Here is a 20,328-nt window from a genome sequence, read left to right as displayed (position 1 = left end):
TGACGCCGACTACATGTCCAAGCCGACAATCCTCACCATGCTGCTCTCCCTGTGCCTTGTTTCCATCAGCCTGCCCACGTTCGCGGCTTCGCGGCTGGGCGTGGAGGCGTCGCCGCAATCGCGCGATTTCGTGGAGAACCGGCAGCAGTTCCAGCTGCATTCGCTGCTGACCGAGCAGCGGCATCCACGCACGCGCGACCTGAGCGAAGCCATCGGCGCGGACACCGCCGCTGGACTGGCCGCGCTGCTGTCGGTGGACGAGGACGTCGCGCGGACGCTGGATGAGGTGGCCGGCGATCCCGCGCGCATGGCCCAGCTGCGGAAGGCGTCGCAGGCCGTCCAGGCTGCGCTGCGCGACGGCCATCGCATCTATTTCTACGGCACCGGCTCGACCGGCCGCCTGGCGGAGACGCTGGAGAGCGGACTGTGGCGTCCGTTCTGGACGCGGGCGGCGCAGTCGCCGGCCTGGCCGCGCATCGCGCGCGGCCTGCCGGACATCGGCGAGCGCGTGCGCGGCGAGATCACCGGCGGCGACCGCGCGCTGATCAGTTCGCTGGAAGGCTTCGAGGACCTGCCGCTGATCGGCGAACTGCAGTTGCAGGACAACGGGATCGGGCCGCAGGACGTCGTGTTCGCGGTGACCGAGGGCGGCGAGACATCGGCGGTGATCGGCACCGCACTGGCCGCCGCCGCGCAGTCGGCCGGCGGCGATCGCGTGTGGTTCGTCTACAACAATCCCGATGATCTGCTGCTGCCGTTCGATCGCAGCCGGCGCGTGCTGCAGGATCCGCGCATCCAGAAACTCGCGCTGCCCACCGGCCCGCAGGCCATCGCCGGCTCCACCCGCATGCAGGCCACCACCACCAGCCTGTACGTGCTGGGCGTCGTGCTGGAAGATGCCATCGGCCGGTTGCTGGGCGAACACCTTTCTCCGGCCGACATGCAGGCGCTGGGGTTTTCCGCGTCGGCCACGCTGGAATCGCGGCTGCGCGATTTCGCGCCGATCCAGCGCCAGGCCGCCGCCGCCGTGCAGCGCCTGGCGACCTGGACCGACCACGAAGCGCGTGCCTATGCGGGTGGCCGGCACGCCACCTACCTGGCGCGACAGGCGTTGATGCCGGTATTCGTCGACGTGACCGAGCGCGCACCGACCTTCCGCCTGGCGCCGCTGGACCGGACCGATGCGCCGCAGCGGCGTTCGTGGATACAGGTCTGGACACCGACCGAGGACCCGGCCGATGCGTGGCAGGCCTTGCTGCAGCGCCCCTTCCGCGGGCTGGAGCCGCAGCGCTACCGCGATGCCTTCGAACGGTCGATCGACGATCCCTACCTGCGGGCGACCGCCCTGCGCAGCCTGGAACAGGCGGGCTCGGACCAGCAGGGGCTCTACGACCTGGCGGTTTCGCCACGCAATCTGGCCCTCAATGGTCCGCAGGCGGGCGACCTGGGCGTGCTGGTGCTGTGCGGCGAGGACGAACTGTCGCCGCTGCAGGTCGCCTGGCTGGAGGCCTACGCCGCGGCGGGCGCGGAGCTGGTGGTGTTCTCGGTCGGCAACGGACCGCTTCCGTCGCCGGTGCTGGGAACGTTGTCGGCGTTGCCGCGACCGGTGCCGCTGGTCGCGGTGACGGTGCCGTGGCGCGATCCGCTGGGGCTCAACCGGACGATCGCGTTGAAGATGCTGCTCAACGCGCATTCGAGCGGGGTGATGGCCAAGCTCGGGCGCGTGGTCGGCAACACCATGACCGCCGTGCAGCCGGGCAACCTCAAGCTGGTCGGCCGCGCGACCTACCTGGTCCAGTCGCACGTCAACGCCGTGCTGGCCGGCGCGGCATGGCGCGAGCGGCACGGTCCGACCGAACCGCTGAGCTATGCCGAGGCCAACGCCGTGCTGTTCGAGGCGATCGGCCAGCGCGGCGAACTGGGCGGTACGGCGCAGGCCGCCGAAGTGGAGCTGTCGGTGGTGGCCATCCTGGAAGGACTGGCGCGGCAATATCCGCTGTCGTGGCCGGACGCCGCCGCGATCCTGGACCGGCAGGGCCTGAACGGCTACCTGCGGGAGTACCGGGACTGATGGCGCGTGCCGCGGGGACGTGCCTGGCGGTCATGGGCATGCTGGCCGCCGTGTTGGCGCAGGCCGCGCCGCCGGTGCAGGTGTCGCCCGCGCGGACGTTCGCGCAGACCGATCTGGTCGATGTGGCCGGATGGATTCCCGATGCCACGCTGGACATCCGCTACGCCGGCGAACGCAACTTCATCGGTGCAGTGGTGGATGGCTACGACGCGCCGAAATGCTACCTGTTGCGCCCAGTGGCCGAAGCGCTCGCCGGCGTGGCGGCGGACCTGCGCGCCGAAAACCTGCGGCTGGTCATCCATGATTGCTACCGTCCGGTGCGGGCGGTGAAGCACTTCGTCCGCTGGGCCGGCGACGCCGCCGACCAGCGCACCAAGCCGGTGTACTACCCGATGCTGGACAAGTCGCAACTGCTCGATGGCTACATCGCGGAGACGTCGGGGCACAGCCGCGGCGCCACGCTCGACGCGACGCTCGCCCGTTGCGACGGCGATGCCTGCGCCGAGCTGGACATGGGCACGCCGTTCGACTTCTTCGATCCGCGCGCCAACACCGCGCATCCGCAGCTCAGCGCCGAACAGCGCGACAATCGCCAGACGCTGGTGCGGGCGATGGCGCGGCACGGCTTCCGCAACTATCCGATGGAGTGGTGGCATTACACCCTGCAGCCGGAGCCCGATCCCCACACCGCCTACGACGTTCCCATCGAATGACCTCCCCCCTTCCCCCCAAGCCGCCGCGCGTCACCGACGTCGCGGTGATCGGCAGCGGCATCGTCGGCCTGTCGGCCGCGCACCACCTGCTGGACCGCGGCCTGTCGTGCACGCTGATCGACGCCAAGGGCCCGGCCGGCGAGACGTCGTTCGGCAACGCGGGTTCGATCTCCGTCGGCAACGTCCTGCCGCAGTCCACGCCGGGCATCGCATGGAAGGCATTGCGCATGCTGGCCAATCCGCTGGCGCCGCTGAAGCTGGACTGGGGCGTCAGCCCCGGCTACGCCAGGTGGCTGCTGCAGTTCATCGGCCAGGGACGCCACGCGCGCGTACTGCCCATCGTCGACGCGCTGGGCGCCATCAATGCGGCCTCGCGGGGCGCATGGCTGGACATCGGCGAGCGCATCGGCGCGGGCGACCTGATCGCGCATACCGGCTACCTGCACGTCTACAGCGAGGAAGCCACCTTCGCCCGGGGCGAATGGGAGCGGCAGCTGATGCGCCGGCGCGGCGTGGCCTTCGACGTGCTGGATGCGCAGCAGTTGCGCGAACTGGAGCCGGGCATCGGCGCGGGATTCCAGCGCGCGGTGTTCCAGCGCGATTCGCTGGCGATGCGCGACCCGGGCGATTTCTGCCGTCGCCTGTTCAACCATCTCAGTGCGCGCGGCGCCGCGCCGCTGATCGCCACCGTGTCGGAAATACGCAGGGAGGGCGGTGGCTACCGGGTCACCACCGACCACGGTGCCGTGCATGCCGGGCGCGTGGTGGTGGCGGCCGGGGCATGGAGCAACCGGCTGCTGGCGCCGTTCGGGGTGAAGCTGCCGGTGATTCCGGCACGCGGCTACCACCTGATGTATCCGCAGGCCGAAGCCTTGGTGAAGCGGCCCACGCTGTGGGCGGAGCGCTACATGGTGGTGTCGCCGATGCAGGCGGGCATCCGCATGACCAGCATCAAGGAACTGACCGCGCTGGGCCGCGACCCGCACTACCACCTGATCCGCCGGCTGGACCCGGAGGCGCACAAGCTGTTTCCCGCATTGTCGGACAAGCCGGTGGCCGAATGGGCGGGCATGCGCCCGTGCACACCGGATTCGCTGCCCATCATCGACCGCGTGCCGGACCAGGACATCTACGTGGCCACGGGCCACGGCCATCTCGGCCTGACCCAGGGGCCGGTGACGGGCAGGCTGATCGACCAGATGATGGCGGGCGAAGCCACCGACATCCCGCTGGCGCCGTATCGGCTGTCGCGCTTCACGCAGCCTTAGGCGCATCCTTTGTAGGAGCGACGCCAGTCGCGACCGCAGACATTGGCTATCGAGGATCTGGGATCAAAGTGGGGTCCATGGAAAAGGCGTCCGCCTTCTCCGCCTCAATCCGTCCGGGTTCGAGGTAGGAATGGCTTTCGGTCCGCGGTCGCGACTGGCGTCGCTCCTACAGGGGATGCTCAGGCGCCGCCGGGAAACCCGGCCTGACGCCACGCCTCGAACACCACCACGGCGATGCTGTTGGACAGGTTGAGGCTGCGGTTGTCGGGGCGCATCGGCAGGCGCAGGCGCTGGGCCGGCGGCAGCGCCTCCAGCACGTCCTGCGGCAGGCCGCGGGTTTCCGGGCCGAACAGGAAGGCGTCGCCGGGCTGGTAGCGGGGCCGGTCGTAGCGCTGGGCGCCGCGCGTGCTGAGCGCGAACAGGCGGGCCGGCCGCACGTGCGCCAAGGCCGCTTCCAGCGAAGCATGGACCTGCAGCGATGCGTATTCGTGGTAATCCAGGCCGGCGCGGCGGAGCTGCTTGTCTTCCAGGTCGAAGCCGAGGGGCTCGATCAGGTGCAGCCGCGCGCCGGTGTTCGCGCAAAGGCGGATGGCATTGCCGGTATTCGGGGGAATTTCCGGCTGGTACAGCAGGACGTCGATGTCCAGGGCGGCGGTCATGGCGCGCATTCTACGCGGCGCTGCGTGACCGGCTTGGCGGGTGGTGCGGTGGAACTCCGGCCGCAGCCGGCTTGCGTGTTACGCGGGGTGAACGTGTTGCCTGCGTATCAACGCGAAGCCAGCTGGCTGGCCAGCACGCCCGCCTGGACGGCGATCTGCTGCATGTCGTCGGCCGACGGACGCACGGTGACGACCGGCATGTCGACGATGCGCACCGCCTGGTTGGCGACGTAGTACGCCACGTCTTCCGCGGCCGGGGTCACCGAGACGGTGGCCAGGTCGACGATCTTGGCGTCCTTGTACGTGTTGTAGTGGGCCAGGTCGGCCGGGTCCGGCGTGACCGACACGGTCGGCAGGGTGACGATGCGCTCGGCGGCGCCGTGGTTGTTGTCGGCGTGGGTGGCGGAGATGACCATGGAACCGGCGCACAGGGCGAACACGGCGGCGGCGGTCAGCGGGAGCAGGTTCTTGGCGTTCATTGTCATGCCTCTGTAGTGATGTTGTTGGGTGGTGTGGTAGTAAAGTAGTACACCTAGACAGATCGGTCAAGCGAAACCTTTCGTTTCGGTGATTTTATTCAGGGTTCAGTCAGGATTGGTGCGGAACGACTGTTTGCTTGTTATGGGTAAAGCAGGAACCGTGCCAAATTCAAGTTATTGATCCAATTGATAAAAATGTTGCTATTGCCGTGTCCGGTGTCCGTTGCGCGTGTCCGCCCGGGTTGTCCGTCCTACAGGTGACAAGACGCCTCAGGGCCGCATTTGTGACTACCAACACGCCGCTTCGATCCGGCCCCGGTCAGTGCCGGGCTTGCTGGTTTGGATGTCGTTTAACCGGCAACGGTTGCAATCGCGGCCTTGCGCCGGGGTTGCCGTTCATGATTCACCAGGGCAATGCCTGTCCCTGCCAGTCCAGGAAGCGCCCCGAGTCCTCGGGCTTCAGCTGGCCGATGACCTGCAGCAGGCCGGCCACCGCATCCTGCACGGTCAACGCCGCATTCGCCCCGCCCATGTCGGTCTGTACCCAGCCGGGATGCAGCGCCACCACGGCGATCCCGCGCGGCGCCAGTGCCTGCGACAGCAGCGAGGTGGCCATGTTCTGCGCCGCCTTGCCGATGGCGTAGCTGGGCGTGCGGAATTCCTGCCGCAGGGCGATCGAGCCCACTTCGGAGGAAATGTTGGCGACGGTGCCGCCGTCGGCGATCTGCGCGGCGATGGCCTGCACCAGCAGGAACGGACCGGCCGCGTTGGTGTGGAAGCTGGCGTCCAGGTCGGCGGCCGCGACCTGGCCGAAGCGTTCGCCGCCACGCAGCACGCCGGCGTTGTTGACCAGCAGGTGCAGGGGTTCGCCGTCGGTGACCAGCGGCAGTTCGCGGACCAGTTCGGCACGGCTGCGGGCGTCGGCCACATCCAGCGGCAGCACGTGCAGGCGGCCGGGGTACTCGCCGGCCAGGGTGTTCAGGGCGGTGGCCTTGCCGGGCTGCCGGCAGGTGGCGACCACGTGGCAGCGGCGCGCCAGCAACTGGCGGGCGAATTCCAGCCCCAGGCCGCGGTTGGCTCCGGTGATCAGGCAATGCTTCCGGTCCATGGTGCCTCCCTGCTGTGGCGGGACAACGTGGTGGGGGCCGTGCGGGCCGGGCGCCCGAGGAGGCGGCCGTGCCTGTTGGCCTAGTGTAATGACCGTTTGCCCCGGTTAGCATCGGGGGGTTCTCCAGGCTGCACCACCTACATACAAGGAGTATCCGATGATCGTTTCCCGCCGGCCCCGCGCCGCCCTGCTTGCCGTCGCCCTGTCCGCCGCCCTGGGGGGGCTGGCGTATTCGCCGGCGCCATTGCTGGCCAAACCCGCCGCCGGTGCGGACATCGTCATCCCCTACGAGGAATTCACCCTGCCCAACGGCCTGCGGGTGATCGTGCACACCGACCGCAAGGCGCCGATCGTGGCGGTGAACGTCTGGTACCACGTGGGCAGCAAGAACGAGACCCCGGGGCGCACCGGCTTCGCGCACCTGTTCGAGCACCTGATGTTCCAGGGTTCGGAGAACCACGACGGCGAGTTCTTCGCGCCGTTCGAGCTGGTCGGCGCCACCGACCAGAACGGCACCACCAACCAGGACCGCACCAACTACTTCCAGAACGTGCCGACCACCGCGCTGGACATGGCGCTGTGGATGGAGTCGGACCGCATGGGCCACCTGCTGGGCGCGATCGACCAGAAGGCGCTGGACGAGCAGCGCGGCGTGGTGCAGAACGAGAAGCGCCAGGGCGAGAACCAGCCTTACGGCCGCCGCATCACCGCCAGGATCTTCGAGGCCCTGTACCCGGCGGGCCATCCCTACAGCTGGCAGACCATCGGTTCGATGGCCGACCTGGACGCGGCCACGCTGGACGACGTGAAGACCTGGTTCAAGAGCTGGTACGGCCCCAACAACGCCGTGCTGGTGCTGGCCGGCGACATCGACGCGGCCACCGCCAGGGAGAAGGTCACCCGCTACTTCGGCGACATCCCGGCCAGCGCCACGCTGGCCGACATGAAGACCAACATCCCCAGACGCGCGCAGGACACCCGCGAAACCGTGCCCGACCGCGTGCCGCAGGTGCGCATCTACCGCGCCTGGCCGGTGGCGGAACTGGGCAGCAAGGACGCCACGTTGCTGGACCTGTACGCGCAGGTGCTGGGCGGCAGCGCGTCCTCGCGCCTGGACAGCCGGCTGGTGCATGGCGACAAGCTGGCCGACCAGGTCAGCGCGTACAGCTGGAGCAGCGAGATCAGCGGCACCTTCTTCGTCACCGCCACGGTGAAGGAAGGCGTGGACCCGGCTCAGGTGGAGAAGATCCTCGACGAGGAGATCCAGCGCCTGATCGCCGAGGGCCCGACCGCGCAGGAAGTGGAGCAGGCCCGCACCGTGGCCCGCGCCGGCTTCGTGCGCGGCATCGAGCGCATCGGCGGCTTCGGCGGCAAGTCCGACGTGCTGGCCTCGTGCGCGGTCTACCAGGGCAGGCCGGACTGCTACCAGGACGAACTCGACGACATCGCCAGCGCCACCCCGGCCAGCATCCGGGCCGCGGCGAAGAAATGGCTGGGCGTGGGTTCGCACACCCTGATCGTGCAGCCCAGCGAAACGCCGGCCTCCTCGTTGCCGGAGACCGTGCACGCGGCCCCGGCCACCGCGCCGGCCGCCATCCCGCCGGTCGATCCGAAGTTCAGGACGGTCAGGACCGACGTTGACCGCAGCCAGGGCGTGCCGAAGACCACCACCTTCCCCGACCTGAAGTTCCCGGCCGTGCAGCGCGCCACCCTGTCCAACGGCCTGCAGGTGGTGCTGGCCGAGCGCCATGAGACGCCGGTGGTGCAGATGAACATGGAGTTCCCCGGCGGCTACAGCAGCGACGTCGGCGCCAAGCTGGGCCGCGCCAACTTCGCCATGCAGATGCTCGATGACGGCGCCGGCGAGTACAGTGCGCTGGAACTGGCCGCCCGCCAGGAGGCGCTGGGCGCGCAGATCGGCGTCGGTGCCGGCCTGGACTACGCGGCCGTCAGCCTGTCCGCGCTGAGCGACAAGCTGGCCGAATCGCTGGACCTGTACGCCGACGTGCTGCGCCGCCCGACCTACGACGACGCCGAGATCGAGCGCGTGCGCGCCACCTGGATCGCCGGCATCAAGCAGGAGAAGGCGCGCCCGCAGACCGCCGCGCTGCGGGTGATGCCGCCGCTGCTGTACGGCGAAGGCCACGCCTACGCCATCCCGTTCACCGGCAGCGGCACCGAGGAATCCATCGCCTCGCTGACCCGCGACGACCTGGTCGACTACCACGCCAAGTGGCTGCAGCCGGAGAAAGCCCGCCTCATCGTGGTCGGCGACACCACGCTGGCGCAGATCGTGCCGTTGCTTGAGGCGCGCTTCGGCGACTGGAAGTCGCCCGCCGACGCGCCGTCGGTGCCGGCGGTGACCGAAGTGAAGCTGCCGGCCCAGCCGCGCGTGTTCCTGGTGGACCAGCCCGGCGCCATCCAGTCCAACATCTACGTGGGCCAGCTGGTGCCGTCCACGCGCGATGCCGGCAGCATCGACTTCGACTTCGCCAACGGCGTGCTGGGCGGGCAGTTCAGCTCGCGCCTCAACATGAACCTGCGCGAGGACAAGCACTGGGCGTACGGCTCCTACAGCGGCGCGACCAACGTGCTGGGCCAGCGCCCGTGGTTCGCGCAGGCGGCGGTGCAGAGCGACAGGACCGCCGATTCGATCAAGGAGCTGAAGTTGGAGATCACCGGCTTCGCGACCGGCGCCAAGCCGGCGAGCGCCGACGAGATCGCCAAGATCCGCGCCGCCAACACGCTGGAACTGCCGGGCGCCTATGAGACCGCCAGCGCGGTGATGAGCCAGATCGCCAGCAACCAGCGCTTCGGCCGCCCGGACGACTACATCCTGCAGTACAAGGCCCGCAACGAAGCCATCGGCCCGGCCGACGTGACCGCCGCCGCCCGGCGCCTGCAACCGCAGTCGCTGACCTGGGTGGTGGTGGGCGACCTGGCCAAGATCGAGCAGCCGGTGCGCGCGTTGCAACTGGGCGAGGTGCAGGTGCTGGACGCCGACGGCAGGCCGAAGAAGTAAGTGAGCCTGCGCGCCGTGCCTGCCAATTGCCACCCTTCTCCCCGCTTGCGGGGAGAGGGTGCCGAAGAGCCTGCCCCCGCGAAGGTGGGGGCGGGTGAGGGGCGTCGAAGACCAGCGTTTGCAGTCGCCCGGTTCACGGCCGAAGCCTTGCTGGCAGGGGCGATGCGCCTTTGACATGCTATCCCCCATCCGATTCATGAAACGTGGGCCAGAATGCCCACTCACCTCCGCCAACCGGTGCCTCCATGCGACTTGTCCTGCTTGCCGCCGCTTCCACCCTGCTGCTGTCCGCCTGTACCTGGGTGCATCTGGCCCCCAGTGCGAAGGATGTCCGCGTCATCGCCGGCGGACCGGCGCCCGCCCAGTGCGAGAAGCGTGGCGAGGTCTCGGTGACGGTGAAGGACAGCGTGGCCTTCTACGAGCGCAATGCCCTGCGCGTACGGGACGAACTGGAAACCCTGGCCCGCAACGAGGCCCCCGGCCTGCAGGCCGACACCCTGCAGCCGCTGGGCGACCCCGCCAATGGCGAGCAGCGCTTCGCGGCTTACCGCTGCGGACGCTGATGCGGCATAAATGTGATGTAAATCACATTTAATCTGAAGGGCAGGCCGGGATGCCCTATTTATAAAGATGCGGTGAAGACCGGAAGCCGTTACCCTTGTCGCCCCCTTCGCCTGAGCCTTGGCGCTAACTTCGATGCTCTTCAAGAACGTCTCCATCGCGGGGCTGGCGCACGTCGACGCGCCGCACACGCTGACCTCCGACGAAATCAACACCCGCCTGCAGCCCACGCTGGACCGGCTGGGGATCAAGACGGACGTCCTGAACGATGTCGCCGGCGTGCGCGAGCGCCGCCTGTGGGACGCCGACGTGCAGGCCTCCGACGCCGCCACGCTGGCCGCGAGGAAGGCGCTGATCGATGCCGGCATCGGCGCGGACAAGATCGGCCTAGTGGTCAACACCTCGGTCAGCCGCGACTACCTGGAGCCGTCCACCGCCAGCATCGTCTGCGGCAACCTGGGCGTGAGCGACCACTGCCAGACCTTCGACGTGGCCAACGCCTGCCTGGCCTTCATCAACGGCATGGACATCGCCGCCCGCATGCTGGAGCGCGGCGAGATCGACTATGCGCTGGTGGTGGACGGCGAAACCGCCAACCTCGTCTACGAAAAGACCATCGAGCGCCTGAACGCCCCGGACATCACCGAACAGCAGTTCCGCGACGAACTGGCCGCGCTGACCCTGGGCTGCGGCGCCGCCGCGATGGTGCTGTCGCGGGTCGACCTGACCCCGGACGCCCCGCGCTACAAGGGCGGCGTGACCCGCTCGGCGACCGAGTGGAACAAGCTGTGCCGCGGCAACCTGGACCGCATGGTCACCGACACCCGCATGCTGCTGATCGAGGGCATGAAGCTGGCCAACAAGACCTTCGCCGCCGCCAAGATCGCGCTGGGCTGGGCGGTGGACGAACTGGACCAGTTCGTCATCCACCAGGTCAGCCGCCCGCACACCCAGGCCTTCATCAAGGCCTTCGGCATCGACCCGCAGAAGGTCATGACCATCTTCAGCGAACACGGCAACATCGGTCCGGCCAGCGTGCCGATCGTGCTGAGCAAGCTGAAGGAGCTGGGCCGCCTGAAGAAAGGCGACCGCATCGCCCTGCTGGGCATCGGCTCCGGGCTGAACTGCTCGATGGCGGAAGTGGTCTGGTAAGTCTCAATATATATTGAGATTAACTATCAAGTAAGAGCGCTTAACTATCAAGTAAGAGCGCTTAACTTTACAATCCGACGATGGCACGCCCGGATCGGTCACAGGAAATCGAACAAGCCTTGTTGCGGCAGGTCGGAGAGCACCCGCGCGATCTGATCCGGGTGGTGGCCGCGCAGTTGGGGCTGAGCCGTGCCGCCGTCGCCACGCGGGCTAGGGCGTTGGCTGAAACCGGTTTCCTCGAGAAGGAAGGAACAACCCGACCGGTCTATCGGCTTGGCCCCAATCGTCGGGCGGAATTCCGCTATCGCGTGGATGGTCTGCAGGAGGACCACGTCTGGACTCGCGACGTCTCGCCGCTGTTGCAGGGTCTGCGGAGCAACGTGCTGGACATCTGCCACCATGCCATCACCGAAATGGTCAACAACGCCATCGATCATTCCGAGGGTGCCACGGTCCGCGTCGAGGTGATGCGCGATGCCCGCCGTGTCTCATTGGCCGTCGTGGACGACGGTGTCGGGATATTCCGCAAGATTACCCGGGCCCTCGCATTGCCGGACGAACGTTTGGCCCTGCTCGAACTGTCCAAAGGCAAGCTGACCACCGACCCCAGGCGCCATTCGGGCGAAGGCGTGTTCTTCACTTCCCGCATGTTCGATCATTTCGAGATCGACTCGACAGGGCTCGTGTTCGATCACGATGCCACGGAGCCGGACGATATCCTCCTCGATCTCGACGAGACCGCCGACATGCGGGGCACGGCGGTCCGCATGGAAATCGCAACCGATTCCCAGCGGACCGCGAGGCAGGTATTCGACGAATTCTCCAGTGGTCCGGATGAATATGCCTTCGCGAAAACCGTGGTGCCGGTGCGGCTGGCGAAGGTCGGAGACGAAAACCTCATTTCCCGGTCCCAGGCCAAGCGCCTGTTGCAGCGGGTCGAGAGGTTCCGTTGCGTCATGCTGGATTTCGAGGGAGTGACCAGCATCGGCCAGGCGTTCGCGGACGAAATCTTCCGCGTATTCGCGAATGAGCATCCCGAGGTCGAACTCGTCGCCATCCATGCGGTTCCGGATGTCCAGCAGATGATCCGCCGCGCCGAAGTCCTGCGGGATGAAGGCGGCGACCAGCTTCCCTTGTTGTAACCCTGTCGTCGCCCAGAGAAATCGATGAACCTTCCCGGCTATCCCTTCACCCCGCACCGCTTCGAGATCCGCCCCGGCCTGTCGATGAGCTATCTCGACGAGGGTCCGCGCGACGGCGAAGTGGTGGTGATGCTGCACGGCAATCCGTCGTGGAGCTACTACTGGCGCGCGCTGGTGTCGGGTCTGTCGGACAAGTACCGTTGCATCGTGCCGGACCACATCGGCATGGGCCTGTCGGACAAGCCGGACGACGATCGCTACGACTACACCCTGCAGTCGCGCGTGGACGACGTGGCCGCGCTGCTGGAGCATCTGGGCATCGATGGCCCGGTGACGCTGGCGGTGCACGACTGGGGCGGCATGATCGGTTTCGGCTGGGCGCTGTCGCACGCGGCGCAGGTCAGGCGGCTGGTGGTCACCAACACCGCGGCGTTCCCGATGCCGGCGGCGAAGAAGATGCCGTGGCAGATCGCGCTGGGCCGCGACTGGAAGCTGGGCGCCTTCGTCATCCGCGCGTTCAATGCGTTCTCCGGCGGCGCCTCGTACCTGGGTGTGGAGCGGAAAATGCCGGCCGACATCCGCCGCGCGTACGTGTCGCCCTATGACAGCTGGAAGAACCGCATCGGCACGGTGCGCTTCATGCAGGACATCCCGCTGGGGCCGCAGGACAAGGCGTGGCCGTTGCTGGAGCAGGCCGGTCGCCGCCTGCACGAGTTCGCCGACCGCCCCGCGTTCCTTGGCTGGGGTCTGAAGGACTTCGTGTTCGACCGGCATTTCCTGGCCGGTTTCCAGGCCGCGTTGCCGGACGCCGAAGTGCATGCCTACGAGGATGCCGGCCATTACGTGCTTGAGGACAAGCACGAGATCCTGGTGCCGCTGGTCCGCGACTTCCTGGGCCGCCATCCCTGTAGGAGCGCCCTGGGGCGTGCGTGATGCCTTTACACAATCCACTTAAAGCATCGCGCCCGAGGGCGCTCCTACAAGGCATTGGAGGTTTGTAGGAGCGCCCTTGGGCGCGATGCTCTTTCCCACGCCGGCCCAAAAGCATCGCGGGCATGGCCCGCTCCTACAGCGGCATGGGAATGCGTTCCGCCTCGCCGACGCCTGTCCAGTCCGCTTCCATCAGCATCGGCAATCCCCAGGCCAGGCGAGCCTTGTCGCACTGCGGGCTGCGCTCGCCGAATTCCAGCGAGGCGGCCACCGCCGCGCACGCCGAGGGGCGGCGGTCGTGGATGGTGCAGCGGCTGTAGCGGCCGATGTCGGCGTCCAGCGCGATGCAGCGCGGCTGCGATCGCGACGTCCCGCGCATCGCGCGCTCATGCGCGCGCAACGGCTCGGTCAGCTCGAACGGAACCTGTCCGCCGAGGGCCGGATCCGCTTCGCTCCAGTGGAGGCTGACCCGGTAGAACGCGCAGCAGGCGCCGCAGGTCAGGCAGGGGTGGGACATCGTGCTGGCGTCATGGGCTGGCGGGAAGCGCATTCTGCCAACGCCATTGGCTGACGCAAGCCCCGCCCAGCGGCGACAATGGGCGGCCCATTCCTCAGAACAAGGCGTCCGCCCTCCATGGCGTCACCGCACAGTCCCGACGGATCGTCCGGCCCGGCCATGCCTGGCCGAACCTCCGGGTCCACAGCCGATGCCGACGGGGTGTCGTCCGACCGCGACCCTTCATCTTGCAACATCGCCGCCAGCCTGCCGCGGCTGGCCCGCGAACAGCCCGACCGCGTGGCCATGCGCTGCCCGGACAGCGCCGGCCGCTACACCGCCGAACTGACCTACGCGCAACTCGATGCGCGCAGCGACGCCATCGCCGCCGGACTGGCGAAGCATGGCATCGTGCGCGGAAGCCGCACCGTGGTGATGGTGCGGCCCACGCCGGAGTTCTTCCTGCTGATGTTCGCGCTGTTCAAGGCCGGCGCCGTGCCGGTGCTGGTGGACCCGGGCATCGACAGGCGCGCGCTGAAGCAGTGCCTGGACGAAGCGCAGCCGGACGCCTTCATCGGCATCCCGCTGGCGCAGCTGGCGCGCGTGCTGCTGGGCTGGGCGCGCAGCGCGAAGAAGATCGTCACCGTCGGCACGCGCTGCGCCTGGGGCGGCACCACGTTGGCGCGCATCGAAGCGATGGGCGCCGATGCCGGTCCGCAACTGGCGGCGACTGTACCGGACGACGTGGCCGGCATCCTGTTCACCAGCGGCTCCACCGGCGTGCCCAAGGGCGTGGTGTACCGCCACCGCCACTTCGTCGCGCAGATCGAACTGCTCCGCAACGCCTTCGGCATGCAGCCCGGCGGCGTCGACCTGCCGACGTTCCCGCCGTTCGCGCTGTTCGATCCGGCGCTGGGGTTGACCTCGATCATCCCCGACATGGATCCCACGCGCCCGGCCAATGCCGATCCGCGCAAGCTGCACGCGGCCATCGCGCGCTTCGGCGTGACCCAGCTGTTCGGTTCGCCGGCCCTGATGAAGGTGCTGGCCGACTTCGGCGAACCGCTGCCCACCGTGCAGCGCGCGACCTCGGCCGGCGCGCCGGTGCCCCCGGACGTGGTGGCGAAGATCCGCACGCTGCTGCCGGAGACCGCGCAGTTCTGGACGCCTTACGGCGCCACCGAATGCCTGCCCGTCGCCGTCATCGAGGGCCGCGAACTGCAGGACACCCGCACCGCGACCGAAGCCGGCGCCGGCACCTGCGTGGGCCGACCCGTGCCGCCCAACGAGGTGCGCATCATCCGCATCGTCGATGCGCCCATTGCCGAGTGGTCCGGCGCGGAAGTATTGCCTGCGGGCGAAGTGGGCGAGATCACCGTCGCCGGCCCCACCGCCACCGACAGCTATTTCCACCGCGACGCCGCCACCCGCGCGGCGAAGATCGGCGAAACGTTGCCCGGAGGCGGCGTGCGCATCGTCCACCGCATGGGCGATGTCGGCTATTTCGATCGCGAAGGCCGGCTATGGTTCTGCGGCCGCAAGACGCAGCGCGTGGAAACCGCCGGCGGCCCGCTCTACACCGAGCAGGTGGAGCCGGTGTTCAACACCCACCCCGCGATCCGCCGCACCGCGCTGGTCGGCGTGGGCGAACCCGGCCGCCAACGGCCGGTGCTGTGCTACGAACTGCGGCCGCAGGCCACTGCGCCGGACAAGCAGGACATCGTTGCCGCGCTGAAGTCCATTGCCGCAGCGCATGCCCATACCGCGCGCATCGACACCTTCCTGTGCCATCCCGCCTTCCCCGTGGACATCCGCCACAACGCCAAGATCGGGCGCGAGAAGCTGGCGGCATGGGCGACGGCGCAACTGGAGAAGACCGCATGAGAGTTCTCGTCACCGGAGGCGGCGGTTTCCTGGGACAGGCGTTGTGCCGTGGCCTGGTGGAACGCGGCCATCAGGTCATCAGCTTCAACCGCGGGCACTACCCGGTGCTGGGCGCACTGGGCGTGGGGCAGGTACAGGGCGACCTGGCCGACGCGCATGCGGTGATGCATGCGGCGCAGGGCGTCGATGCCGTCTTCCACAATGCGGCGAAAGCCGGGGCTTGGGGGAGTTACAGGAGCTACCACGACGCCAACGTCGTCGGCACGCAGAACGTGCTGGACGCGTGCCGGACGCATGGCATCGGCAGGCTGGTCTACACCTCCACGCCCAGCGTGACGCATCGCGCGACGCACCCGGTCGAAGGCGGCACCGCCGACAGCGTGCCGTACGGCGAAGGCTTCAAGGCGCCCTATGCCACCACCAAGGCCATCGCCGAGAAGGCGGTGCTGGCGGCCAACGGCCCGGCGCTCGCCACCGTGGCGCTGCGGCCGCGCCTGATCTGGGGTCCCGGCGACCACCAGATCCTGCCGCGGCTGGTATCGCGCGCGAAGGCCGGCCGCCTCCGCATCGTCGGCAGCGGCGAGAACTTCGTGGACACCACCTACATCGATAACGCGGCGCAGGCGCATTTCGACGCGTTCGACCGTCTTGCCCCCGCCGCGGCCTGCGCGGGCAAGGCGTACTTCATCTCCAACGGCGAGCCGTGGCCGATGCGCAGGCTGTTGAACGCATTGCTCGACAGCGCGGGCGCGCCGCCTGCGGACAAGCACCTGTCCTTCAAGGCCGCGTACCGCATCGGCGCGGTCTGCGAGGCCTTGTGGACCGTGCTTCCGTTGAAGGGCGAACCACCGATGACGCGTTTCCTGGCCGAACAATTGAGCACGGCGCACTGGTACGACATGGGGCCGGCGCGGCGCGATTTCGGCTACCAGCCGCGCGTCGGCATGGAAGAAGGGTTCGAGCGGCTGCGCGCGTGGCTGCGCGACCATCCTCTCTGACGGACGGTCGCTGCGTTTACATCTCGATCACAAGGCTGAAGGCTCTCCTTCCGCCGCCGCCGCATGCTCACGCCGCCATGACCTTCCGGCCACCAGCATGGTCCACGCCACTACCGGCTCCACTTCGTGGCCACATGCCACAAGGAGTTCTCCATGCTGCGCTACGCCGTCATCTTCTTCGTCATCGCCCTGATCGCCGCCGTGCTCGGCTTCAGCGGCATCGCCGGTGCCGCCACCAACATCGCCTGGGTGTTGTTCGTCGTCTTCGTGATCCTGGCGATCATCTCGCTGCTGCGCGGCAAACGGGTCTGACCAAGACGGGTGTTGGTGGGAGCGCCGTCCCGGCGCGAGTTCTCGTAAGAGCTCGCGGCCGGAGGCCGCTCCCACCTCCTGTCTTCCCGAAGACCGCGACCGGGGAAGCCCTGTTCATTACCGCTAGAATGGCGGCATGGACCTGTCCCCGTTCGACGCCCTCAAACCCCTTGCCGGCCGTGCCCTGGAAACCGCGCTGAACCACGCGCTCGCGCTGGATCCGGACACGCAGGCCGCGCTGCGTCCGCTGGAGGGGCGGCGCATCCAGCTGAAGATCGACGCGCCCGCACTGGCGATGGAAATCATCGTCGGTGGCGGGCAGTTGCAGGTGGGTCCGGCCAGCGAAGTCGTCGAGCCGGACCTCGCCGTGCAGAGCACGCTGGGCGGCCTGCTGGGCCAGCTGCCCTTCTTCCGGCGCGACCAGGCCACGCCCGTGGGCCGCGTGCGCGTTTCCGGCGACGCCGAACTCGCGCGCCGGCTGCAGTCGCTGGCCACGCGCTTCGACCCGGACTGGTCGCTGCCGTTCACCCGCGTGTTCGGCGATGTGATCGGCGTGCAGGTGGCCAATGCCGCGCGCGGTGCGTTGCGGCAGGCGCGCGTGGCCGCGGGCAACCTGGCGGAAACGGCCGCCGAGTACGCCACCGAGGAATCGCGCGACGTGGTGGGACGCGCGGAACTCAATGCCTTCCACGACGACGTCGATGCGGTCCGCGACGACGTCGAGCGCCTTGCCGTGCGCGTCGGCCGGTTGGCCGCGCGCGCGGAGGACCGCGCATGAGGTCGGTCCTGCGGGCCAGCAAGATCGGCCGCGTACTGCTGCGCTACCGCCTGGACGACCTGCTGGACGACACCCCGGCCGAGCGCTGGCTGCGGCTGGCGCGGCCGTTCGTGCCCCGGGCCTCGGCCGAGATCGCCGCCCAGCCGCGCGGCGCGCGGCTGCGCCTGGCCTTGCAGGAACTGGGGCCGATCTTCGTCAAGTTCGGGCAGATCCTGTCCACCCGCCGCGACCTGATCCCGCCGGACGTGGCGTTGGAACTGGCGTTGCTGCAGGACCGCGTCAAACCCTTCGACGGCGAGGCCGCGCGCTGCATCGTCGAACAGGCGCTGGGCCGGCCGACCGGCACGTCGTTCGAATCGTTCAACACCACGCCGCTGGCCTCGGCCTCGATCGCGCAGGTGCACGAGGCCACGCTGCCCGGCGGACGCGAGGTGGTGGTCAAGGTGCTGCGTCCGGGCATCGAGAAGCAGATCGCCGCCGACATCTCGCTGCTCAATTCCGTGGCCGCGCTGGTGGACCGCGCCCATCCCAGCGCGGACAAGATCCGTCCCCGCGAGATCGTCGCCGAGATCGAGTCCACCCTGGCCGCCGAACTGGACTTGCAACGCGAAGGCGCCAACGCCAGCGTGATGCGCCGCTTCTGGAAGGATTCGCCGGACCTGTACGTGCCGGAAGTGATCTGGTCGCATACCGCCGAGCGCGCGCTGACCATGGAACGCGTGCACGGCATTCCGTCCGATGACATCGCCGCGCTGGACGCCGCAGGCATCGACCGCAAGGCGCTGGCGGCCAAGGGCGTGCGCGTGTTCTACACGCAGGTGTTCCGCGACAACTTCTTCCACGCCGACGCGCATGCCGGCAACATCTGGGTGGACAGCGATCCCGCCCGCAAGGCCGACCCGCGCTTCATCGCGCTCGACTTCGGCATCACCGGCCAACTCTCGCCCGAGGACCAGTACTACCTGGCCGAGAACTTCATGGCCATCTTCAACAAGGACTACCGGCGCATCGCCGAACTGCACGTGGAGGCCGGCTGGATGCCCGCCACCGTGCGCATCGACGAACTGGAGGCGGCGGCGCGCTCGGTGTGCGAGCCCTACTTCACCCGGCCGCTGTCGGAAATCTCGCTGGCCGAGGTCCTGCTGAAGTTGTTCCGCACCGCGCAGAAGTACGAACTGACCCTGCAGCCGCAGCTGATCCTGCTGCAGAAGACGCTGCTCAACATCGAGGGCGTGGGGCGGCTGATGGACCCGCAGTTGGACATCTGGGCGGTGGCCAAGCCGGTGCTGGAGCGCATCCTGGTGGAACGCTACAGCCCGCAGCGCGCCGCCCAGGAATTCCGCAAGCGCCTGCCGGAGATCATGACGCACGCCCCCGACATGCCGCGCCTGGTCCATGCCTGGCTCACCCAGCAGGTGAACGGCAAGCACGAACTGGCGATGCGCTCGCGCGACCTGGCCGAGCTGACCCAGATCATGAACGGCATGCAGCGCCGGGTGGTGGCCGCCATCCTCGGGGTGGGCCTGCTGATCGTGGCGGCGGTGCTGTACGGCTTCGAGGCCGGCGGTCCGAGCATCCTGTCGATTCCCGCGTCCTCGTGGATCGCCGGCATCGGCGGCCTGTGGGCGTTGCTGGCGGCGTGGCCGCGGCGCTGAACGGGCGCAACGCGGGCGCAATCCTGCGTTGACGCACGCACAACGTTTCCTTCGCGCTGCGTGCGCACGCCACGCGCTACGGTGGCGGCTCATTCGAACGCGGAGAAACCGCATGAGCCATCTGACCGGAAAACGTGTCGCCATCCTCGCCACCGATGGCTTCGAGCAATCCGAGCTGACCGAACCGCTGCGCGTCCTGCGCGAGCACGACGCCCAGGTCGACATCGTGTCGCAGGACGGCGGCCGCATCCAGGGCTTCAAGCACTTCGACAAGGGCGATACCGTCGAGGTGGACCATATGCTGTCCGAAGTGTCCGCCAAGGACTACGACGCGCTGGTGATACCGGGCGGCCTGTTCAATCCCGATGCGCTGCGCGTGGACGACCAGGCGCTGGCGTTCACCCGTGGCTTCTTCGAGGCCGGCAAGCCGGTCGGCGCGATCTGCCATGGCCCGTGGGTGCTGGCGAACGCCGACGTGATCGACGGCCGCACTCTCACCTCCGTGCCCAACATCCGCAGGGACCTGGAACGCGCCGGCGCGAAATGGCAGGACGACGAGGTGGTGGTCGACAAGGGCCTGGTCACCAGCCGCACGCCGAAGGACCTACCCGCGTTCTGTGCCAAGCTGGTCGAGGAGATCGCCGAAGGCAGGCACCGCGGACAGCAGCGCTCGGCCGCCTGACGCATCGTCATCGGACCGGCGAGCCGCCCTTCATCGCAACCGCCGGTCCGGCAGGTCCGTTCACAGCGTGGGATCGTCTATCTCGATGCTCGCGTAACGGAGCTGGGCGCCGCGGGCGATGCGGCAATGCACGGGGATGTCGTTGCCGTTGGCCCGCAGCTTGCCCTCCACGAACAGCGTGTTGCCGCGGTCGTGGTAGGACGAGGTCCACTGGTAGGTGGACACGCCCTTGGCGGCGTAGCGTGCCTCGGCCTCGGCGCGGCACCAGCCGACCAGTTCGCTGGCGGCGCCCACCGTGCGGTCCAGGTAATAGGGGTCGTGCGTTGCGGCAGGGCCCGTCGCCAGGGCGAACAGGACAGCGATAAGGGTCATGGCGATCTCTCCTTAGACGGGGTGCGGGTGGCCGTGGTGCACGGGC

At 68.5% G+C, this 20,328-nt stretch carries 19 protein-coding genes; 14 read left to right on the top strand and 5 right to left on the bottom strand.

Translation table 11 applies throughout. The annotated features are described in order from the left end of the window. The first annotated feature begins 37 nt into the window (after positions 1-37). The 3 genes from AAD027_RS02870 to AAD027_RS02860 are packed head-to-tail and all read left to right on the top strand — an operon-like array spanning position 38 to position 4,052. Positions 38-2,071 carry a hypothetical protein gene (locus AAD027_RS02870; RefSeq protein WP_341724492.1) on the top strand — a complete coding sequence of 678 codons (2,034 nt, stop codon included), beginning with the start codon at positions 38-40 and terminating at the stop codon, positions 2,069-2,071. Then, positions 2,071-2,784 (top strand): M15 family metallopeptidase, encoded by a 714-nt coding sequence (locus AAD027_RS02865; protein WP_425605369.1) that lies wholly within the window; start codon positions 2,071-2,073, stop codon positions 2,782-2,784. Before AAD027_RS02870 ends, AAD027_RS02865 begins: the two co-directional genes overlap by 1 nt. Then, the gene (locus AAD027_RS02860; RefSeq protein WP_341724491.1) at positions 2,781-4,052 is read left to right on the top strand and encodes an NAD(P)/FAD-dependent oxidoreductase; all 1,272 of its coding nucleotides are present in this window, start codon (positions 2,781-2,783) and stop codon (positions 4,050-4,052) included. Before AAD027_RS02865 ends, AAD027_RS02860 begins: the two co-directional genes overlap by 4 nt. 179 nt (positions 4,053-4,231) lie before the next feature. On the opposite strand, the gene trmL is transcribed toward AAD027_RS02860, so the two are convergent. From trmL to AAD027_RS02845, 3 genes are all read right to left on the bottom strand, one after another. Then, the gene (gene trmL / locus AAD027_RS02855) at positions 4,232-4,711 is read right to left on the bottom strand and encodes a tRNA (uridine(34)/cytosine(34)/5-carboxymethylaminomethyluridine(34)-2'-O)-methyltransferase TrmL (protein WP_341724490.1); all 480 of its coding nucleotides are present in this window, start codon (positions 4,709-4,711) and stop codon (positions 4,232-4,234) included. A 107-nt stretch (positions 4,712-4,818) separates the two neighbouring features. Beyond that, a complete protein-coding gene (locus tag AAD027_RS02850; RefSeq protein ID WP_341724489.1) occupies positions 4,819-5,190 on the bottom strand; it encodes a hypothetical protein in 372 nt (123 codons plus the stop codon). A 403-nt stretch (positions 5,191-5,593) separates the two neighbouring features. Then, positions 5,594-6,298, bottom strand: coding sequence for an SDR family oxidoreductase (locus tag AAD027_RS02845; RefSeq protein ID WP_341724488.1), 705 nt, complete (start codon positions 6,296-6,298; stop codon positions 5,594-5,596). 157 nt (positions 6,299-6,455) lie between these two features. Between AAD027_RS02845 and AAD027_RS02840 the strand changes: the two genes are divergently transcribed. The 5 genes from AAD027_RS02840 (at position 6,456) to AAD027_RS02820 (ending at position 13,108) form a co-directional block, all read left to right on the top strand. Continuing rightward, a complete protein-coding gene (locus AAD027_RS02840) occupies positions 6,456-9,320 on the top strand; it encodes a M16 family metallopeptidase (protein ID WP_341724487.1) in 2,865 nt (954 codons plus the stop codon). Positions 9,321-9,565: 245 nt separating this feature from the next. After that, positions 9,566-9,883 carry a DUF4156 domain-containing protein gene (locus AAD027_RS02835; protein WP_341724486.1) on the top strand — a complete coding sequence of 106 codons (318 nt, stop codon included), beginning with the start codon at positions 9,566-9,568 and terminating at the stop codon, positions 9,881-9,883. A 133-nt stretch (positions 9,884-10,016) separates the two neighbouring features. Then, positions 10,017-11,033, top strand: coding sequence for a 3-oxoacyl-ACP synthase III (locus tag AAD027_RS02830; RefSeq protein ID WP_341724485.1), 1,017 nt, complete (start codon positions 10,017-10,019; stop codon positions 11,031-11,033). Between the two features lie 80 nt (positions 11,034-11,113). Further along, positions 11,114-12,175: an STAS-like domain-containing protein gene (locus AAD027_RS02825; RefSeq protein ID WP_341724484.1), complete on the top strand. Its 1,062-nt coding sequence runs from the start codon at positions 11,114-11,116 to the stop codon at positions 12,173-12,175. A 24-nt stretch (positions 12,176-12,199) separates the two neighbouring features. Continuing rightward, on the top strand, positions 12,200-13,108 hold the full coding sequence (locus AAD027_RS02820; RefSeq protein ID WP_341724483.1) for an alpha/beta fold hydrolase: 909 nt from the start codon (positions 12,200-12,202) through the stop codon (positions 13,106-13,108). Between the two features lie 133 nt (positions 13,109-13,241). Here the strand turns inward: AAD027_RS02820 and AAD027_RS02815 are convergent, their stop codons facing one another. Further along, the gene (locus AAD027_RS02815) at positions 13,242-13,622 is read right to left on the bottom strand and encodes a YkgJ family cysteine cluster protein (RefSeq protein ID WP_341724482.1); all 381 of its coding nucleotides are present in this window, start codon (positions 13,620-13,622) and stop codon (positions 13,242-13,244) included. A gap of 159 nt (positions 13,623-13,781) precedes the next feature. On the opposite strand from AAD027_RS02815, the gene oleC reads away from it, so the two are divergent. From oleC to AAD027_RS02785, 6 genes are all read left to right on the top strand, one after another. Then, positions 13,782-15,485, top strand: coding sequence for an olefin beta-lactone synthetase (gene oleC, locus AAD027_RS02810; protein WP_341724481.1), 1,704 nt, complete (start codon positions 13,782-13,784; stop codon positions 15,483-15,485). Then, positions 15,482-16,483, top strand: a complete 1,002-nt coding sequence (gene oleD / locus AAD027_RS02805) for a 2-alkyl-3-oxoalkanoate reductase (RefSeq protein WP_341724480.1) — start codon at positions 15,482-15,484, stop codon at positions 16,481-16,483. Before oleC ends, oleD begins: the two co-directional genes overlap by 4 nt. 153 nt (positions 16,484-16,636) lie before the next feature. Then, entirely contained in the window at positions 16,637-16,795 is a 159-nt protein-coding gene (locus tag AAD027_RS02800; RefSeq protein ID WP_146388387.1) for a DUF1328 domain-containing protein, read from the top strand. A 136-nt stretch (positions 16,796-16,931) separates the two neighbouring features. Then, positions 16,932-17,573 carry a ubiquinone biosynthesis accessory factor UbiJ gene (locus AAD027_RS02795; RefSeq protein WP_341724479.1) on the top strand — a complete coding sequence of 214 codons (642 nt, stop codon included), beginning with the start codon at positions 16,932-16,934 and terminating at the stop codon, positions 17,571-17,573. Further along, the gene (gene ubiB / locus AAD027_RS02790; protein ID WP_341724478.1) at positions 17,570-19,228 is read left to right on the top strand and encodes a ubiquinone biosynthesis regulatory protein kinase UbiB; all 1,659 of its coding nucleotides are present in this window, start codon (positions 17,570-17,572) and stop codon (positions 19,226-19,228) included. The genes AAD027_RS02795 and ubiB overlap by 4 nt, the downstream gene beginning before the upstream one ends. Positions 19,229-19,340: 112 nt before the next feature. Continuing rightward, on the top strand, positions 19,341-19,910 hold the full coding sequence (locus AAD027_RS02785; RefSeq protein ID WP_341724477.1) for a type 1 glutamine amidotransferase domain-containing protein: 570 nt from the start codon (positions 19,341-19,343) through the stop codon (positions 19,908-19,910). Positions 19,911-19,970: 60 nt separating this feature from the next. On the opposite strand, the gene AAD027_RS02780 is transcribed toward AAD027_RS02785, so the two are convergent. Then, a complete protein-coding gene (locus tag AAD027_RS02780; protein ID WP_341724476.1) occupies positions 19,971-20,282 on the bottom strand; it encodes a hypothetical protein in 312 nt (103 codons plus the stop codon). Positions 20,283-20,328 lie beyond the last annotated feature (46 nt).

The organism is Pseudoxanthomonas putridarboris (genome assembly GCF_038321125.1).
Taxonomy (GTDB): domain Bacteria; phylum Pseudomonadota; class Gammaproteobacteria; order Xanthomonadales; family Xanthomonadaceae; genus Pseudoxanthomonas_A; species Pseudoxanthomonas_A putridarboris.
Note: the sequence above shows the minus strand (reverse complement) of the source record. Positions and strands in the feature narration are given on the sequence as shown.

What these genes read in the sequence shown, in the direction of transcription:
- AAD027_RS02870 (WP_341724492.1), top strand. Translation starts at nt 38, where the DNA reads ATGCTGCTCTCCCTGTGCCTTGTTTCCATCAGCCTGCCCACGTTCGCG.
- AAD027_RS02865 (WP_425605369.1), top strand. Translation starts at nt 2,071, where the DNA reads ATGGCGCGTGCCGCGGGGACGTGCCTGGCGGTCATGGGCATGCTGGCC.
- AAD027_RS02860 (WP_341724491.1), top strand. Translation starts at nt 2,781, where the DNA reads ATGACCTCCCCCCTTCCCCCCAAGCCGCCGCGCGTCACCGACGTCGCG.
- trmL (WP_341724490.1), bottom strand. Translation starts at nt 4,711, where the DNA reads ATGACCGCCGCCCTGGACATCGACGTCCTGCTGTACCAGCCGGAAATT.
- AAD027_RS02850 (WP_341724489.1), bottom strand. Translation starts at nt 5,190, where the DNA reads ATGAACGCCAAGAACCTGCTCCCGCTGACCGCCGCCGCCGTGTTCGCC.
- AAD027_RS02845 (WP_341724488.1), bottom strand. Translation starts at nt 6,298, where the DNA reads ATGGACCGGAAGCATTGCCTGATCACCGGAGCCAACCGCGGCCTGGGG.
- AAD027_RS02840 (WP_341724487.1), top strand. Translation starts at nt 6,456, where the DNA reads ATGATCGTTTCCCGCCGGCCCCGCGCCGCCCTGCTTGCCGTCGCCCTG.
- AAD027_RS02835 (WP_341724486.1), top strand. Translation starts at nt 9,566, where the DNA reads ATGCGACTTGTCCTGCTTGCCGCCGCTTCCACCCTGCTGCTGTCCGCC.
- AAD027_RS02830 (WP_341724485.1), top strand. Translation starts at nt 10,017, where the DNA reads ATGCTCTTCAAGAACGTCTCCATCGCGGGGCTGGCGCACGTCGACGCG.
- AAD027_RS02825 (WP_341724484.1), top strand. Translation starts at nt 11,114, where the DNA reads ATGGCACGCCCGGATCGGTCACAGGAAATCGAACAAGCCTTGTTGCGG.
- AAD027_RS02820 (WP_341724483.1), top strand. Translation starts at nt 12,200, where the DNA reads ATGAACCTTCCCGGCTATCCCTTCACCCCGCACCGCTTCGAGATCCGC.
- AAD027_RS02815 (WP_341724482.1), bottom strand. Translation starts at nt 13,622, where the DNA reads ATGTCCCACCCCTGCCTGACCTGCGGCGCCTGCTGCGCGTTCTACCGG.
- oleC (WP_341724481.1), top strand. Translation starts at nt 13,782, where the DNA reads ATGCCTGGCCGAACCTCCGGGTCCACAGCCGATGCCGACGGGGTGTCG.
- oleD (WP_341724480.1), top strand. Translation starts at nt 15,482, where the DNA reads ATGAGAGTTCTCGTCACCGGAGGCGGCGGTTTCCTGGGACAGGCGTTG.
- AAD027_RS02800 (WP_146388387.1), top strand. Translation starts at nt 16,637, where the DNA reads ATGCTGCGCTACGCCGTCATCTTCTTCGTCATCGCCCTGATCGCCGCC.
- AAD027_RS02795 (WP_341724479.1), top strand. Translation starts at nt 16,932, where the DNA reads ATGGACCTGTCCCCGTTCGACGCCCTCAAACCCCTTGCCGGCCGTGCC.
- ubiB (WP_341724478.1), top strand. Translation starts at nt 17,570, where the DNA reads ATGAGGTCGGTCCTGCGGGCCAGCAAGATCGGCCGCGTACTGCTGCGC.
- AAD027_RS02785 (WP_341724477.1), top strand. Translation starts at nt 19,341, where the DNA reads ATGAGCCATCTGACCGGAAAACGTGTCGCCATCCTCGCCACCGATGGC.
- AAD027_RS02780 (WP_341724476.1), bottom strand. Translation starts at nt 20,282, where the DNA reads ATGACCCTTATCGCTGTCCTGTTCGCCCTGGCGACGGGCCCTGCCGCA.